This window comes from Spiroplasma litorale (genome assembly GCF_001267155.1).
GTDB classification, from domain to species: domain Bacteria; phylum Bacillota_I; class Bacilli_A; order Mycoplasmatales; family Mycoplasmataceae; genus Spiroplasma_A; species Spiroplasma_A litorale.
Window position 1 is genome coordinate 609144 of sequence record NZ_CP012357.1, and the last position, 17342, is coordinate 626485.

23 protein-coding genes are annotated in these 17342 nt (G+C 23.3%); 1 reads left to right on the forward strand and 22 read right to left on the reverse strand.

Features of this window, described 5'->3' with window-relative positions; genetic code table 4:
- Positions 1 to 147: 147 nt before the first annotated feature.
- On the forward strand, positions 148 to 1641 hold the full coding sequence (locus SLITO_RS02925; protein ID WP_075058289.1) for a hypothetical protein: 1494 nt from the start codon (positions 148 to 150) through the stop codon (positions 1639 to 1641).
- A 41-nt stretch (positions 1642 to 1682) separates the two neighbouring features.
- Here the strand turns inward: SLITO_RS02925 and SLITO_RS02930 are convergent, their stop codons facing one another.
- From SLITO_RS02930 to SLITO_RS03020, 22 genes are all read right to left on the reverse strand, one after another.
- The gene (locus SLITO_RS02930; RefSeq protein ID WP_083433354.1) at positions 1683 to 2612 is read right to left on the reverse strand and encodes an IS3 family transposase; all 930 of its coding nucleotides are present in this window, start codon (positions 2610 to 2612) and stop codon (positions 1683 to 1685) included.
- 60 nt (positions 2613 to 2672) lie between these two features.
- Positions 2673 to 2846, reverse strand: coding sequence for a hypothetical protein (locus SLITO_RS05970; protein WP_158500624.1), 174 nt, complete (start codon positions 2844 to 2846; stop codon positions 2673 to 2675).
- 99 nt (positions 2847 to 2945) lie between these two features.
- The gene (gene gnd, locus SLITO_RS02935; protein ID WP_075058290.1) at positions 2946 to 3845 is read right to left on the reverse strand and encodes a phosphogluconate dehydrogenase (NAD(+)-dependent, decarboxylating); all 900 of its coding nucleotides are present in this window, start codon (positions 3843 to 3845) and stop codon (positions 2946 to 2948) included.
- A gap of 13 nt (positions 3846 to 3858) precedes the next feature.
- Positions 3859 to 4284, reverse strand: coding sequence for a PTS sugar transporter subunit IIA (locus SLITO_RS02940; protein ID WP_075058291.1), 426 nt, complete (start codon positions 4282 to 4284; stop codon positions 3859 to 3861).
- The gene (locus SLITO_RS02945; protein ID WP_200901507.1) at positions 4284 to 5756 is read right to left on the reverse strand and encodes a PTS mannitol transporter subunit IICB; all 1473 of its coding nucleotides are present in this window, start codon (positions 5754 to 5756) and stop codon (positions 4284 to 4286) included. The genes SLITO_RS02940 and SLITO_RS02945 overlap by 1 nt, the downstream gene beginning before the upstream one ends.
- 4 nt (positions 5757 to 5760) lie before the next feature.
- Positions 5761 to 5886 carry a hypothetical protein gene (locus SLITO_RS06160; protein WP_268794763.1) on the reverse strand — a complete coding sequence of 42 codons (126 nt, stop codon included), beginning with the start codon at positions 5884 to 5886 and terminating at the stop codon, positions 5761 to 5763.
- Between the two features lie 90 nt (positions 5887 to 5976).
- Positions 5977 to 6363, reverse strand: coding sequence for an SIS domain-containing protein (locus SLITO_RS05835; RefSeq protein WP_083433355.1), 387 nt, complete (start codon positions 6361 to 6363; stop codon positions 5977 to 5979).
- Between the two features lie 7 nt (positions 6364 to 6370).
- A complete protein-coding gene (locus SLITO_RS02955) occupies positions 6371 to 6721 on the reverse strand; it encodes a hypothetical protein (RefSeq protein ID WP_083433356.1) in 351 nt (116 codons plus the stop codon).
- Positions 6722 to 6827: 106 nt separating this feature from the next.
- Positions 6828 to 7007 carry a hypothetical protein gene (locus tag SLITO_RS02960; protein ID WP_075058295.1) on the reverse strand — a complete coding sequence of 60 codons (180 nt, stop codon included), beginning with the start codon at positions 7005 to 7007 and terminating at the stop codon, positions 6828 to 6830.
- A 120-nt stretch (positions 7008 to 7127) separates the two neighbouring features.
- Positions 7128 to 7319 (reverse strand): integrase core domain-containing protein, encoded by a 192-nt coding sequence (locus SLITO_RS02965; protein WP_075058296.1) that lies wholly within the window; start codon positions 7317 to 7319, stop codon positions 7128 to 7130.
- Between the two features lie 5 nt (positions 7320 to 7324).
- On the reverse strand, positions 7325 to 7684 hold the full coding sequence (locus SLITO_RS02970) for a hypothetical protein (protein WP_075058297.1): 360 nt from the start codon (positions 7682 to 7684) through the stop codon (positions 7325 to 7327).
- Positions 7685 to 7731: 47 nt separating this feature from the next.
- On the reverse strand, positions 7732 to 7908 hold the full coding sequence (locus tag SLITO_RS05975) for a hypothetical protein (protein WP_158500625.1): 177 nt from the start codon (positions 7906 to 7908) through the stop codon (positions 7732 to 7734).
- A gap of 54 nt (positions 7909 to 7962) precedes the next feature.
- Positions 7963 to 8259, reverse strand: a complete 297-nt coding sequence (locus SLITO_RS02980; protein ID WP_075058299.1) for a transposase — start codon at positions 8257 to 8259, stop codon at positions 7963 to 7965.
- Between the two features lie 211 nt (positions 8260 to 8470).
- Entirely contained in the window at positions 8471 to 9097 is a 627-nt protein-coding gene (locus SLITO_RS02985) for a hypothetical protein (RefSeq protein WP_075058300.1), read from the reverse strand.
- A gap of 86 nt (positions 9098 to 9183) precedes the next feature.
- A complete protein-coding gene (locus SLITO_RS02990) occupies positions 9184 to 10560 on the reverse strand; it encodes a glycoside hydrolase family 1 protein (protein WP_075058301.1) in 1377 nt (458 codons plus the stop codon).
- A gap of 150 nt (positions 10561 to 10710) precedes the next feature.
- Positions 10711 to 11781, reverse strand: a complete 1071-nt coding sequence (locus tag SLITO_RS02995; RefSeq protein ID WP_075058302.1) for a substrate-binding domain-containing protein — start codon at positions 11779 to 11781, stop codon at positions 10711 to 10713.
- Between the two features lie 16 nt (positions 11782 to 11797).
- Positions 11798 to 13555: an ABC transporter permease gene (locus tag SLITO_RS03000; protein ID WP_075058303.1), complete on the reverse strand. Its 1758-nt coding sequence runs from the start codon at positions 13553 to 13555 to the stop codon at positions 11798 to 11800.
- Positions 13556 to 13569: 14 nt separating this feature from the next.
- Positions 13570 to 15078 (reverse strand): sugar ABC transporter ATP-binding protein, encoded by a 1509-nt coding sequence (locus SLITO_RS03005; protein WP_075058304.1) that lies wholly within the window; start codon positions 15076 to 15078, stop codon positions 13570 to 13572.
- A 166-nt stretch (positions 15079 to 15244) separates the two neighbouring features.
- A complete protein-coding gene (locus tag SLITO_RS05920; RefSeq protein ID WP_144416404.1) occupies positions 15245 to 15427 on the reverse strand; it encodes an ATP-binding cassette domain-containing protein in 183 nt (60 codons plus the stop codon).
- Entirely contained in the window at positions 15391 to 16080 is a 690-nt protein-coding gene (locus SLITO_RS03010) for an ATP-binding cassette domain-containing protein (protein WP_075058305.1), read from the reverse strand. The genes SLITO_RS05920 and SLITO_RS03010 overlap by 37 nt, the downstream gene beginning before the upstream one ends.
- A gap of 93 nt (positions 16081 to 16173) precedes the next feature.
- On the reverse strand, positions 16174 to 16518 hold the full coding sequence (locus SLITO_RS03015; protein WP_075058306.1) for a hypothetical protein: 345 nt from the start codon (positions 16516 to 16518) through the stop codon (positions 16174 to 16176).
- Between the two features lie 19 nt (positions 16519 to 16537).
- Positions 16538 to 17320 (reverse strand): DDE-type integrase/transposase/recombinase, encoded by a 783-nt coding sequence (locus tag SLITO_RS03020; RefSeq protein ID WP_075058307.1) that lies wholly within the window; start codon positions 17318 to 17320, stop codon positions 16538 to 16540.
- Between the last annotated feature and the right edge of the window lie 22 nt (positions 17321 to 17342).

Below are 17342 nucleotides of genomic sequence, written 5' to 3' on the forward strand. Positions count from 1 at the left end.
ATTTATTCTAATATATATATTTTTTTATAATACAATAATATTTTATATATAATAACTATTTAAGTTGTTAAAGTACACTAATACCTTTATATTTTTAATTTTTATGGTATAATATATGTGAAAGTTAAATTGTGGAGGTAGAGGGAGTTGAAAAAATATAAATTAACAAGAACTATTATCTTGTTGATTGTTTTTAGTTTAACTATTACGTCAATTATATTTTTAGATATTAAAAATTTAAATCAAACTAAATATGTTGAATCTGTTGACAAATTTTTAGACTATAATTCTGTTAGTAATAAAAAAACAATTAATTTTGATTCAGAGATTTTTTATTTATTGTCAAGCATTATTTTTTGTTCTATATTATATTTTTGATTAAGTTTTATGTTTATATTTGACTTTATTTTTAAAGCTGAATTCAATAAAAAAACTTACAAACTTATTAACTGAATTTATATAGTTTATTTTGTGTTGGCAAGTTTTGTTATAGCTTATTTTGTATATAATATGTATACAGTTTATTATGATTCATTTAAAACTAATTTTAATAATAATAACCAAATTGTAATAACTTATACATATAGTCTGGTAAAAAGTTCAAGTATATATTTAACAATATCTTATTTTGTATTATATTTCTTTACTTTTACCTTTTTAATTGTAAATACTTTAAATTGTGATGAACAACTTAATTTTTTTCAAACTATATTATTCATTAAACCATTTTTATCTTCTAAAAAATTGGCAAAAGATAATAATGAATTACCTTTTGAGGATATGAAATTTGAGTATGAAAAATATTATAATTCTGAAGTTTTTAAATATGTAAAATGAATTAATGAGGTTGAAGATAGTATGGTTTTTCAAAACCATGAGTTAGAAGAAAAAATAAAAATATATAAATATTGCAACTCTTTTAAAAACCTAATATCATATTCGAATGGAAAACTATTTTATATGATGATTGGAGACGAAAAATTCAGAGTTAAATTATTTCCAATATATTTAAGAAGGATTCGTGAATCATTTTATTATATAAGTTTGTCAAATTATAATAGATTAATATTTAAAACAGCTTATTTCAAATTAGCAAAATTTGTATCAGCTACTTTAGATAAAAATATAGAATATTTATTAAAAAGAATCTATACAAACCTATTAGATTATAAAGCTCTTTATAAAGGTATAATTAAAACTATTTCTGATCAGTTAAATGACTTTTTATGTGTTTTATATAACAAGTTAAGAAAACACGAATATGATCAATTTAAAGAATTTTATGAAATATCAAAATTAATAGATTTTGGTAAAGATTACTATTATGAAATAATTTCAAACATTATTTCTCAAATTAGAACAAGATATAGAGAAATAATGATGAAAGAAAGATATAAATATAATTCTAATTATAATGACCAAGTTAGTGAATCTAAAGATAATAAAGTTCTAGCTGCTTTCAAATACTTTAACCTAACAGATAATACAACTTACGAAAACTTTAAAAAAGTATATCGAAGTTATGTAAAAACATATCATCCTGATTTATCAAACTCAACAGAAGGTAAAAACGATGATAAAAACATTACTTTAATAAACACACACAAAGAAGTTTTAAATAAATATTTTAAATCCAAATAATAAAAATCGCTTAATAGTGAAATTGTCAATTAAAATTGACATTAAAAAGATACTTTCTCCATACGAATTTCGTATTGAGTTTTTTTATGTTTTAATGAAGGTCTAACATAATTATATAACTCTATATAGTCTGAGATAATTTTATAAATATTTGAATGATGTAGTTTTTTTACTTTATATGTATATATACATTCATTTTTAAAAGTTCCAAAAAAAGACTCACAGGCACCATTATCTGGTGAATTTCCTCTTCGTGACATAGAAATATTTATATTATTAGTTTTACATAATCTTTCTCAAGTTTCATTTGTATATGGTGATCCTTGATCTGAGTGGATTATCTTTGGTGCACCTCTTTTTTTAATGGCGCTTATTAAATTTGTATGACATAATTTATTATTAGGACTAACCGATAACTTTCAATCAATAATTTCTGAATTAAACAAATCCTTTATAACAGATAGATATACGTTTCCATTAATAGTTTTTATATAAGTTACATCTGTTACTCATTTTTCATTTATATTTTTAGATTTAAAGTCTCTATTTAGTAGATTTTCAAATCTTAATGGACCTGATTTATCATAGTTTGGAACTTTCTTTTTCTTTGCTGCTTTTAAACTCATTATTTTCATATATCTATAAACAACTCAGGGGTTTAATCTTTCTTTAAAGTATTTGTTTAAAAATAAAGTTATCATATTATAACCATATCTTTTTTTAAACAAGTAAAAAAGGCATCTTATCTTAATTGCTAAAATTCTATTATAATTTTTATACTTTGGTTTTCCGTTTTTAAGTCATTTTAAATATCCATACCTTGAAACTTTTAAATATAAACAAGATAATTTCAAAAAAAACATTCTTTTAACATTAAAAATGGCGAAGTACTTTTCCTTAGTCGTCTTCGCCAAATGCTTTTTTAAAGCTCGTTCCAGTTTCAAAGCCTCTCTTAATTCTTCAACGCTCATATCATCAGGTTCTTTAAAAATTCAATCATGAGATTTAAATTTTTTAATATTTCCTTTTGCTTATGTTCCGCTACCTCATTCAAGAGCGCTTTCACCTTTAACTTTCACCTCTGATTTTCATCTTTTAATTGTGCTAGTACTAATATCAAACTTTAATGCCGCATTTAAAATACCAATTTTTTTTGATTCATTAATTATATTAAGTTTTTCATTTTTTGTTCATTGTTTTGCCATATAAAAAGAACACCTTTCAATAAAATTTTAACAATAAAAGTACTTTTTTACTGTCAATTTTATTTTAGATGTTCAATAGCGATTTTTATTATTTTTTTATTATTTTTTTATTATTTCATGTCCACCAAAACTATTTCTCAATGCTGATATTACTTTTGCTGCAAAATTGTTTTGTTGTGTGCTATTTTGTCTCAACATTACCGATAGACCAATTATTGGTGCTGGCGTACCTTGTTTTAATGCTTCTTGAAGTGTTCACAAACCCTCTCCATTCATACTCATAACATCACTATAATTATTTAAATTAGGGTCTTTTTTAAAGACTTCTACCATTAATTCAACAAGTCAACTTCTTATTACACTTCCATTATTTCACAAAGTTGATAACTTGCTTAAATCAAAATTGTAATTTGAATTATTTATAATTTGATACCCTTCTGCAATCGCTTGCATCATTCCATATTCAATTCCATTGTGCACCATTTTTGCAAAATGACCACTACCTGGTTCACCAGTATATAAATAACCATTTGGTACACATATTTTGGTAAAAAAGTCATTGTAGTTTTTTATTATTTCTTCATTACCACCAGCCATTATACAACAACCATTTAGTGCTCCACTTGGTCCACCACTAACCCCTGCATCAATAAAGTTAATTCCTTTTTCTTTTGCTAAATTGTATTTAGATACAGAGTCTTTATAAAAAGAGTTACCCGCATCAATAATGCAATCTCCTTTTTCTAAAAAGCTTGATAATTCATTAAAAACTGCTTCTGTTGGTTTTCCTGAATTAACAATCATTATAACACTTCTTGGTTTATCAAGAGATTGTATTAATTCTTTAATTTCATTTTTGTGTTTGATATTATAATTGTCTAATTCTTTATATATAGTTTTATTTAAATCATATCCAATTACATCATAATTATTTTTCTTTATATTTTTTGCTAAATTTAGACCCATTTTACCAAATCCAATTATTCCTATTTGTTTCATATATACTCCTTTATTACTCTGGTTTTAAAAAATTATTTACATCATCTATAGATTTACATTGTTTATAAAATTTTTTTACTTTTTCTTCATCAGAAAAACTAATTGCTAAGTCATATAACATGTCAATTTGTTTATCGCTGTTTAATATTAAAACAATCACAAATAGTACTTCGTTTTCATCTCAAAATATTGGTTTTTTTAATTTAATAAAAATAAACTCATTTATTTTTATATTTTTTCCATACTCATATTCACAATGTGTTATTGCAAGATAACTACCGATTGCAACACTTGCTTTTTCATCTCTTTTTATCATTGAATTTATAGTTTCTTCATTACCTAGATTAAATTCTATTAATTTTTGTTTTATAAATTCAAAAACTTGTTTTTTATCATCGAATTCTTTTTCTAAAAAAATTAGTTCTTTTTTAATTTCCATTATTCATCCTTCTTTGCTTCTAGTAACATATTTTGCAATTCAGTAAACACATCTTTACCTAAATATTTTTGCACTGTATAAATATATGCATTTGGCGAATTTTCCATTGCAACTTCTTTAAAATTAATCATTGTAACAACAATATCAATATCACTTGTTAGATCTTTAACTGCACAATTATCAACAATAATATCAAGATTTTTATCTTTAACTCATTTTTTTAATATTCCTGCTGCCATTGCACTTGATCCAACACCCGCATCACACGCTACCATAAGTTTTTTAGCATTCTTAAGATCAATAGATATTGAATTATTAATTACATTTTTATCATTTGTGCTATTTTTAAATTTGATACCTTCATCAGTAACATTAACTTCTTGTGTTTGAATGTTGTGTTTTCTTTTAAAAATCATTATTATACTTGCAATCGCAAAAGAAACTAAGGCTCCAGTAAACAATGCTGCAACATTTATCAATATTCTAATTCCATCTCCTGACATAGAAATTACTGATATTATACTACCAGGCGAAATTCCAGCTATTGCTCCACCACCTGCTAATGAAATTATTGATAGACTTGTAAATGCACCACCAATTGTAGCTAGAATCATTATCGGTTCAGAAAGAATATAAACATAATGAACTTCATGAATACCACCAATAAGTTTTATTACACTACTACTAGAAGCTGCACCTCTTTGTTTTTTTCTTCATATTGCATATGCAATTAATAAACCAAATCCAGGTCCGGGATTACCTCCAACCATGAAGAAGTTTGAAAAACCTCTTCCTTGTTCTACTTCGGTTAGTCCTAACGGAATCATAACGCCATAATTTAATGCATTGTTTAAAAATACAGCTCTTAAGGGTTCGGTTACTATTGCCATAAAGGGAAATAATCAAGGAATTTTAGTGAATAGATTGATTATTTCAACCATTACGTAGCTAATTCCATACATTGCAAATCCTCATACAAAATATGAAATTAAACCAAAGAAGATAGCAAATAAAGCTAGACTAAAGTTCTTAACAACCATTTCAAATCCAGGTTTAATTTGATTTATATATAAAATTTCTATGTTTTTATAAGCATAAGTTGTGAGCGGCGCCATAATCATTGCACCAACAATTTGGTTTGGAGCTCCTACTTTCGATGCTACGCTATCTCCAATTACCCAATCACTTGCAGTTGTTTTATAAGTTCAATCATTACCTAAAATAATTAAAAAAGTTATAAATGCTGCAAATACCGCACCACGGGTTTTATACACCATATTACCTGCTGTATAACCAATCAATACCGGTAATAAATATTTCATTGTTAGAGCAATTATCTGACCAATTGCTTCTGATTTAAATCACCCAGTTCTTACCCATTCGCCATTATCGTCATATTTACCAATAAAAACTGACGCTAATAAACCTCACGCAATAAGTATACTGACAGATGGCATAATCATACCAGCCATAAAACTACCACATCTTTGTATTGTTTTTTTTAAGCTTTACCTTAAATGTAGATGTTTTTATCACATCTTTTAAAAGATCTTTAGTTTTAAAATTATTATTATCATTTTTTAATAATTTGTTTTTATCCATATGTACCTCCTAAATAAATTATATTTTTTATTTAAAAGACGATTTCGGTAAATAAAAACATTGACATTGTTTATGTTTTAATGAACTATTTTACTTAGAATAATTAATTAAATATAATATTTGCATAACAATTGTTAAAAAACTAATTATTGAACTAGTTTGATCTTCTAGAATCTTTTCGTTGTTTTTAATTAAAAAATTATAATCACTATTTATAAAAAGTGGAGATTCAACATTTGAAGTTGCAATAATTAATACTGTATTTCTATTTTTAATATCATCATATATTTCTAACATAGATTTTGTAAGATTTGAATAAGTAAATATAAAGCATATATCTTGTTCATTAACATTTTTAGTTATTCTTTTTTGAACATCAAAATCTGTTGAACTTACACAATTAAAGTTTAGCTTAGATAAATAATTTCTAAAAATATCTATTACGTGTATGTTTGGTCCCTTACCAAATAAAAATATATTTCCTTTACATTTTTTTTATAAGTTCAGAAACTTTTAAGAAAGTATTAAAATTATTATTTTTTAAATTATTTATATTTTCTTCAATTTGTGAAAAATATTTTATATTCAAATTATTACTATCTATTTTATTATCAATAACTTTAAAAATTGAATATTCTCACATCAAAATTCTTATTAATTCTTTAAACCCTTCCAAACCTAATTCTTTGCAAAATTTTACAATACTAGATTTACTACAATTACAATCTTCTGCAACTACATTTATATTCATATTCTTTAAATTTACTAGATTATCTAAAAAATAATTGGATAATACAAATTTAACATCTTCTTTTGTTGAACTACTTTTTTTTAAATTTACTTATTAAATTTGTGTTGTTCATTTTTATTTACTCTTACATTTATTATTTTAATTCTTTTTTTACTTCATATAAAAATATATATTTAAAAAAAGCAACACATTAAATTAATTGTTGCTTTTTTTTGAAATTAATTTTATAAATATTTTTTTGATTTTTAATTGCTTCTTTATATAAAGATTTATGGATTTTATTATTTTTATAATCATTTTTTATATTTTTTATAATATATTTATTTGATTTTTTTAGCTTTCTCTTATAATTTTTGTTTTCATCATTCATTATAGTTTAATTCCTTTTATTTATATTATAATATTTCAATATCTAAAATATTTCATATAAAATATAAAAAAAATAACAATTAATTGTCTGTGCTGTAACCTTTTTCCGGACACATTTATTTTATAACTTTATTCTCCTTTCATTATAAAATTTTGAGTATAAATTAAAAATGTATATATATTCTTCAATTGATTTATATTTTTTATTCTCTATTATAGCTTCTCTTTTTAATACGCTTCAAAAGCCTTCTATATAACCATTATCAGTTGATCTACCAACTCTAGACATGCTTATATTTAAGTCAAAATTCATCAGCATTAATCTATATGTATAGGATTTAAACTCTGACCATTATCAGAGTGAATAACGCTATTTGGTTTAAAAACTCCAAACTCATCAACCATTTTTAAAAATGATTCAACAACAAGTGATCTACCTTTTGATGTCTTTGTAATTAATCCATAAATTTTTTTCTGCTTAATATTATAAAAACCACAAGTGTAAAGTCTTGATTTATTAATAACTTTTTTTGTTATGTCAACACTAAAAACATCGCCAAATTTTTTCAAATCTGCGTTTGTTTTTATTAATCTCTCATATTTACCAACTTTTTCTATGTGATTTGTTGTTTTCTTTGGGTTTTTGTAATTATTTACTTTAAAATTTCAAAAAATCATATATCTTCTTACTTTTTTATGAGAGCATATATTGTTTAAATCAATTGCTAATCTTCTGAACCATATGTTTTCCCAGAATCGATAAAACTTTTCTCAATATTTGATAGTAATTCATAATCTATATGTCTAAACTTTGGTTTTTTATTTTTAATTCAATCATAATATGTTGATTTACCTAGTTTTATTATTTTGCAAAGTTTTCTTATTGTTATTTCATTATCCACAATTTTTTTTATTGTGTACAACAATGCATTTGTATATGCAAAGCTGCCACTTATTTACTTTTTTTTATTTATTAACCTTCTTAAATCTGAATACATTTCATCTCTTAATTCTTGATCTTTAAGTTGTTTTTTTAGCTTTTTATTTTCTTTTTGTAAGCTTTTAAGTTTTTCTTCTAAATGTGTTTTTGAATTATCAAAAGCTCCGTCTCAGAATAAATTATAGTTTTTAACTCAATTTCTTAAACAAATCGATGATAGTTTATAGCATTTTGAAAAATCTTCGTATTTAGAATTGCTCTCTAAAAATAATTTACATATTTTTATTTTTTCTTCTTTAGTGTATCTTTTCATAAAAAAACCTCTTTCCTTATAATTTTATAATCTTATTTAAATTAATTTTAAATTATGTCCGGAAAAAGGTTACACTACAAGCAATTAATTGTCATTATAATTTGTAATATTAATGTAATTTAATTTTTTATAAATATTTTTATTATTTATCTCGTCATTAACTAAATATGAATTTTTTTTATTTGTTAAAACTAATATACCTGCAATAAAATTAAATAAATTGCCAAATAATAATACAACAAACTCCAAGTGCTGTTGCATCTTTATATTCGTGTATTAGTTTTTTTGTATTTAAAGTCATTGGAATTAATCAAGCTAACGGTATAATTAAAAATGATCACAACACAGTTCCCACTATCATAAATACGTATGCAGTTCTAATTTTTTCATTATAATGATCATGTTTTTCGCCATTGTTATTTTTAAATATAATAACTCATTTATGTTTTTTAGAATTGTAAATAAATAAAATCATAAAAACTAAAATTAAAACTATCATAAATAATAAACAAGAGTTAATTAACAATAAAATTGGTTGGTATAGATATGTCGCAACAATATATAAATATGTTAGTATTCATAAAGTAGGTATAGATATACCAATTAAAGTTCCTAATTTTATACATTTTTTATTTTTATATAAACATATCAAAATTAAAGAAACTATTGAACAGATAAAATTAATAAAAATAATTGTTAGTAGAACAGCAATAATGGGTGCCAATTTTGTTCCTAATAAATCTACCGAAAACAATATTGCTAACGGTAAATCTATAATGCACATAGCTATACTAAACGAACAAGCAGTAATTCCAAAATCTCAATAAACTTTTTTCATAATTATTATAAAATCCTTCTTAAATCAATATTTATTTTACAATAAAATAAAATGTTTTAACAAAATATTAATTAAATTTTATAAAGTTATTTATTTTTTGAATCTATTAATTCTTTTAAATATAGTCCTGATTTTTTTATATTAGTTTTTTGAGTATCTAAATCATATTCAATGAGTCCATATCTATTTTTATATGCATTAGTTCAACTTCAACAATCAATAAAAGTTCATAATGAATAACCAAAACAATTTGCTCCTTCATCAATTGCTTTTTTAAGTCAGTCTAAATGTTCGTTTATAAAATCAATTCTATAGTCATCATTAATTATATTGTCTTTTCTAAATCTATCTTCATCTTGTACACCCATTCCATTTTCGCTAATCATTCAAGGAAAATTATTATATTTCTCTTTTATTAAATTTGCAATATCATAAATTCCTTCAGGATATATTTCTCAGCCTCTATATGGATTAACCCTTCTATCTGGTCATTCATAGTGATCATAAAAACTTCATGGCATAATTTGATTTTTGATTGTTTTTGATTCTTTTTTCATTACTCTAAATGGTTGATAGTAATTTAAAGAAAGATAATCTATTTTATGTTTTTTAAACTCATTTAGTTCTAGTTTTGTATATTCAGGTAATAAATTATTTTCTTTTAAAAATACTATAAGTTCTTTACTTAACTCTCCTTTTAAAACTAAATCTAACTGAGAATAAGTAATTAACATGTTATTAAAATCTGAAGCTTTTATATCATCAATATCATTTGATCTTGGATATGATGGAGTTACATTTAATATTATGGTTATTTTATTATGTTTATTTTTAAAATTATCTTTATAGTAATTTACAACTTTGGCATGGGCAACCATCATATTGTAAAATACTTGTATAGATCTTTTGAAATTTTTTATTTTTGGATAGTGTCAACCATATAAATATTTAGAATCAACATCTGCTAATGGTTCATTAAAAGTTGCTCACTCATCAACAATGTCTTCAAATAATTCAAAACATATTTTTGCAAATTGAAAAAACAAATAAATAGTTTCTTTATTTTCTCATCCACCATTATCTAATAGAATTTTTGGTATATCAAAATGATGTAAATTAACTACTAATTTTATTTTTCTTTTTTTAATTTCTTTAAAATAATTTAAATAAAAGTTTTTTGCATCATCATTTATTTTACATTTATATATATCATCAATTAATCTTGTTCATTGTATTGAAGTTCTATAAACTTCTAAACCTATTACATCTAATCATTTTAAATGTTCTTTATAGTTATTATAAAAATCACATGTATAATTTGGACCAATGCGATCATAAAAATCTTCGGGTTGAATTTTAAATCAATAATCCATTACACTTTGGTTTTTTTTATTTTTATCACCTTCTGTTTGTGGACCAGATAAAGATACACCAAACAAAAAATCTTTAGCAAATTTTATCATTATGTTTCTCCAAGTGAAATGCACCAATTAAATTGGCATCATTTGTATATTTACAATTTTCAATTTTTTATTAAAAAACTCCACACTATTTTAATGTGGGGTTTTAACATCATAATTAAATTTATTATATAAATTTTAACTATTAATATATTATTTATTTTCATTAGGTGGCAACATTACAGTCGCATCAATTTCAGTAGATTTTTCAAAAGTTTTACTTGGGTTTTCTCCATTATTTTTTTTGTCTATTAACTCAATTGCTTTATCTATTGCGGCCTCGACTATTTTTTTATATTCTTGTTTTACTGTTGCATATATATGATTTCTTGAAGTTTCTGATCAAGAATTAACATCATTTGCAACATCATCTGATCCATCAAAACCTGCGATATAACCTTTTGTTTTACCTTTTTCATCTTTTGAACTAAACCAAGATTTCATTCCTTCATTTAAATCAATTGCTTTTTTCATACCAAGTGCCATTGGATCGTTACCAGCTCAAATTATATGTGCATTATTTGCTGATTCTTTACCATTCCACTCATCTGTAAGTACATCTCCAGCTGCATCACCTGTATTTTCATTACCTTTTGCAACACTTCCTTGATTAAAACCTTCACCTTTTCTATTCACTATTTCTATTCAGTCGGCATTATCTAAAACGAATCCTTGGAATCTTTTGCGTTCAGCATCGTTATCCTGATTTGATCACATCGCATAAACTTTAACTTTATTTTCTTTATTATCATTTGAAGGTAGTTCACCATAAATTTTTTTGTATATATCTTTAAACATTTGTTGACTTGCTTTTGTTTGTTCAGAAACAAAGCCTGCAGCACCTCTTTCGCCTACTGCTTTATCATATTCAGTATCAATATTTAGAACAGGAATATTTTCATCAAGAGCAGGTTTAATTGCTTTATTATTTTTTACATTTGCTGGATTAATTATTATTGCTTTATCATCTTTTGTTATTGATGATTGTACGTTTGTTTGATCTTTTGCACCACTAACGTCTGCTTGTGAGTCATATGTGTTTAATTTATAACCTTTTGATTCAGCATATGTTTTTCCTGAACTCATCATATTTTGAAAATAAGCATTATTAAAATTTGAGATTAGTAATCCTATAGAATCACCATCATTACCACATGAAACAACTGATACTCCTACAGAAGATACTAAGTTAACACTAGCTAGAATTGTCATTAATTTTTTCATTTTTTCTGTTCTCCTTTTAAATAACTTTTAATAAAATAACTTGTTTAATAATTCATTGTTTAATTTTATTTACTATTTTATATTCAGTATTAGAAAGTACTGCAACCATTATTATAAGACCTTTTAAGATTGATTGAATATCACTTGATAGGCCAATTAAATTTAATGCATTTTTTAAAACACTAAGTGAAAATCATCCTAATATTGTAAGAAATATACCTCCTTTTCCTCCAGTTAATAATGTACCACCGAGAACAACACAAGCAATTGCGTCTAATTCTCAAGCATTACCAGCTGAAGGGCTAGCTGTTTGAATTCTTGCAGCATATATAAATGAACCAACACCTATACAAAGTCCTCCAAATACATATACAGAAGTTAATATTGTTTTTGCTTTTATTCCTGAAAGTTGTGCACTTCTATAATTACCGCCAACAGCATATACATGTCTACCATAAATAGTAAATCTTAGTATTATAAAAGAAACTATTGCTAATAAAAACATTATTCAAACAACAATACTTAAACCTAGAAACTTTGTTTGTATAAGTTGAGTTAAATAATCATTATCAAATGACTGAGATGTATTTTCTAATATAAATTGTGTCGCACCACGTCATACCATCATAAGTATTAAAGTAATAATAAATGACGGAAATTTTAGTACACTAACAAATATTCCTGATATTAATCCTGAAAATCCACAAAATAAAATAACAGCTATTATTGATAATCAAACATTAGTACCACTAAGAATAAGTTTGGCCGCTAATGCAGTTGCAAAAGCCATTGTCGAACCAATTGACAAATCAATTCCACCAGTAAGTATAATCACAGTAACTCCAATTGCCATACAACCAATATCAGCATTCAAATATAGAATATTTTTTCAGTTATTAGCCTTAAAGAAACCAGGTTCAATAATACCAACAATTATTGCAAAAGCCATTATAATAAATATTAATTTAATGGCATTTATAGCACTTAAACTTTTATTAATAAATTTATTTTTGTTTGAAAAACTAAATATGAAGCTTTTTTTTAATTTTATCGAATAATTTTTTGATGTTTTTGTATCTTGTAAATTATTGTACTTATCAACATACAAATTGATTTGATCTTTATAATTATTTTTTTTATTTTCATATTCAATAGGTCCAATATTTTCATTTTGTAAATCTAATTCTAATTTATTTAATTTTTTAGAATAATTAGAATTTAATATATTATTTTTTTTACTTAATATTTCTCTTTTATCTTTTTCTATTAAAATATCACTTTTATTATTAATATCACTCTTTAAATTTTGTGTTTTGTTTTCTAATTTATTTAGAATTGTAGATTTTTTATCCTGGTATTTTTTTATTGAAATTTTATTTTTTTTAGATTTAGTTTTTATAAGTTTATCTCATTTAACATTTTTTTTATCTATAAATAAATTAATCTTATTAATTTTATTGTTGTGATTTTTGTAATCACCATTTTCAATTATCTTTTTATTTTTTTCATATTCAGATTTTGTTATTTCTAAGTTATTATACTTATATTCATTTTTGTCTAAATATAAATTTTTTAAATTTTCTAATTTATCAATTTTAGCTTCTAATTTTTTTATACAACTATCTCTATAAGAAGACAAAAGAAAAACAAAATCTAATTTCTTCTCTTCTTTTATTTTAAAAAATTTATTTATAGCAGTTTTTTCGGACTGCTCCCTTAAATTTATTTTATCTAAAATAATCTCTTTACTATTCTTTTCTAATAAATTATTCATTTTTATCTTACTTTCTATATTGAATGTTTCATAATTTCTTCAGGTGAAAGTCTCTCTCCTTCAATTTCAGTAATTATTCTTCCGTTTCTCATAACAATCACCCTATTACAAAGACCTAATATTTCAGGTAAATCACTAGATATTACAATTACACCTATTCCATTTCTTTTTGCTTCATAAATTAAATCATAAATTTCTCTTCTACTTCCGACATCGACACCTCTTGTAGGTTCATCGAAGACTATAACTTTTGGCTCTGCAGCAAAAGCTTTTGCTAATAAAACTTTTTGTTGATTTCCTCCACTCATACTGCCAACCGAGTTTTCTGCACTTAGTGTTTTTATAGACATTTTAGATATAAATCTTGAAGCTAATTTTCTTTCTTTCTTTAAATTAACAAAACCGCACATTGATATTTTTTTTAATGAAGATAATGAAATATTTTTTCTTATTGGATTATCTAACAATAGTCCATCATTTTTTCTATCTTCTGTTACATAATAAATACCATTTTTTATGGACTTTGTAACATTGTTTAATTTTAGTTCTTTATTATTCAAAACAACTCTTCCAGATGCTTTTGAAAATAATCCAATTAATGATTTGAACAATTCACTTCTTTGTGCTCCTACTAAACCAGAAAATCCTAAAATTTCATCTTTATATAAATCAAATGAAATATTTTTAACAAACTCATTCGACAAATCTTTTACACTTAAAATTTTACTGTTATATGTAGGTCAATCTTTTAAAGGATATTTTTCAGTAATTTCACGACCAACCATTTTACTAATAATTTCATCTTCATTAAGTTCATTTACAAGATATTCACCAATATAATTTCCATCTCTTATTATTGTTATATAATCACAAATTATAGGTATTTCTTCAAGTTTGTGAGAAATATAAAATATTGCTATATTATCTTTTTTTAGCTTTTTTATTATTTCAAATAACGATTCTGATTCGGATTTACTCAAAGATGAAGTTGGTTCATCGAAGATAATTAATCTACTTTTTCTTAAAATTGCTTTAGCAATTTCTACCATTTGTTGCTCTGCGATAGTTAGGTTGCACATTAATTCATTTAGATTTATATCGAGTTTTAAAGTTAATAAAATATTTTTAGCTAACTTTTTTTGTTTTTGATAATTTACAAAACCGAACTTACTAATTTCATGACCTGCAAAAACATTGTCCAAAACTGTCATATCATTAAAACAGGCAATTTCTTGGTGAATTATTGATATACCGACTTGCTCGGCTTCTTTTACATTTTTAAAGCCATTTTTTTCTTTTCCTTGCCAAAAAAATTCACCTGAGGTTTTTTGAATAACTCCACTTAAAATATTCATTAAAGTAGATTTACCTGCACCATTTTCACCCAATATACCCATTGCAATACCTTCGAAGGCACGTAAATTAACTCCTTTTAAAGCTATAACATTTCCAAAACTTTTTTTAATATCTTTTAAAACTAATAATGGGTCATTTTGAATATTAACATTAAATATATTTTCCATAATTTCTAAATTTAATATATATTTTAAAAATTTCTCCTCCTCTAAAAGTATTTTACTCTTTTTTAGAAAAAAATAAAATAAATAATTAAAATAAATAGAAAAAATTCCAAATACTTTAATTATTTAATGCTTTAGAAAAAATATATTTTAAACATTTGAATTAATTTTATTTTAATTTTAATATGTTTCCATTTACATCAGGAAAATGCGATACTATGATTATTAATTTGTTATTAATAAGCTCATTTAATATGTTATATGAAATAATAGAACTGCTTTCATCCATTGCATTATCAAATTCATCTAATAAAATTATTGCTCTATTTTGTAGCAATGTTCTGATAATCAAAAGTTTTTGAAATTCCCTTTTGAAAATAGATTAACATCATCTTCAAAAATTGTATCTAAGCATAAATTTAGTTTATTAATTTTTTCTAATAAGTTAAATTTTTCAAGTAATTTATATATTTCTTTTTCATCAACATCATTACATCCATATGCTAAATTATCCTTAATTGATATGTTAAATAACCATGAATCATGGCCAATATAAGATATTGAGTATTTATGATCAGATGATAATGATTTATTTATAGAAATTTCACCTTCATAGTCAGTAATAATGACTGCAATACATTTTAATAAAACTAACTTACCAACACCATTTTTACCTTGAATATAGTTTAATAATTTATTTTTAAATGTAAAATTAACATCCTTAAATATAGATTTATTATTAATTGTCATTGAAAGATTAGATATAGTTAAATCTGTGACTAATTCATTTAAATTTTCTTTTTTTATAGTATTTTCATCATATTTAAAATTAAATTTATCTTTATTTAAATTATTAATTAATTGCATAAGAGGCAAAAACATCATACCAATTGATATTAAAAAAATTGAAAGTAATGTTGCAATTTTTGAACTATCTGTTGCAAAAATGTAACCTGAAAATATTATTAGTGGTGCAATTGTAAAAGGACAAGAAAAAGTTATCAAAGCATCAAAAAGATTACTATAAATTTTACTTAATCTAAGTTTTCTAGTTTTACTTTTTAATAGTTTATCTTCATTATTTATTTCATCATTTAATTAATTTAATAGCCTTATTTCATCAATATTTTTACATAGATTAACAAAATAAAAATTTTCTTTATTAATTATTTCTTTGTTTTTACGATCATTTACTCTTTTTAAATATAGTAGTAAAAAACTTAATAATACAAAAGAAATAAAATAAACCATTATTACAAAATAAAACATATAACTTTTAGTAAATAAAATAATAGAATCTCCAATAAATATTAATACTATTTGACTTATTGTTAGAGGAATTTTTTTTCAATAGTTTTTATTATTTTCAATTAAAGTATTTATATAATTGATATTTAAATTTTTAATTTTACTATCATTTGATGTATTACTGTGCTGTAACATTTTTCCGGACACATTTATTTTATAACTTTATTCTCCTTTCATTATAAAATTTTGAGTATAAATTAAAATTATATACATATTCTTCAATTGATTTATATTTTTTATTCTCTATTATAGCTTCTCTTTTTAATACGCTTCAAAAGCCTTCTATATAACCATTATCAGTTGATCTACCAACTCTAGACATGCTTATATTTAAGTCAAAATTCATCAGCATTAATTTATATGTATAGGATTTAAACTCTGAACCATTATCAGAGTGAATAACGCTATTTGGTTTAAAAACTCCAAACTCATCAACCATTTTTAAAAATGATTCAACAACAAGTGATATACCTTTTGATGTCTTTGTAATTAATCCATAAATTTTTTTCTGCTTAATATTATAAAAACCACAAGTGTAAAGTCTTGATTTATTAATGACTTTTTCTGTTATGTCAACACTAAAAACATCGCCAAATTTTTTCAAATCTGCGTTTGTTTTTATTAATCTTTCATATTTACCAACTTTTTCTATGTGATTTTTTGTTTTCTTTGGAGTTTTGTAATTATTTACTTTAAAATTTGAAAAAATCATATATCTTCTTATTTTTTTATGAGAGCATATATTATTTAAATCAATCGCTAATCTTCTTGAACCATATGTTTTCCCAAAATCAATAAAACTTTTCTCAATATTTGATAGTAATTCATAATCTATATGTTTAAACTTTGGTTTTTTATTTTTAATTCAATCATAATATGTTGATTTACCTAGTTTTATTATTTTGCAAAGTTTTCTTATTGTTATTTCGTTGCTCAAAATTTTTTTATTGTATACAACA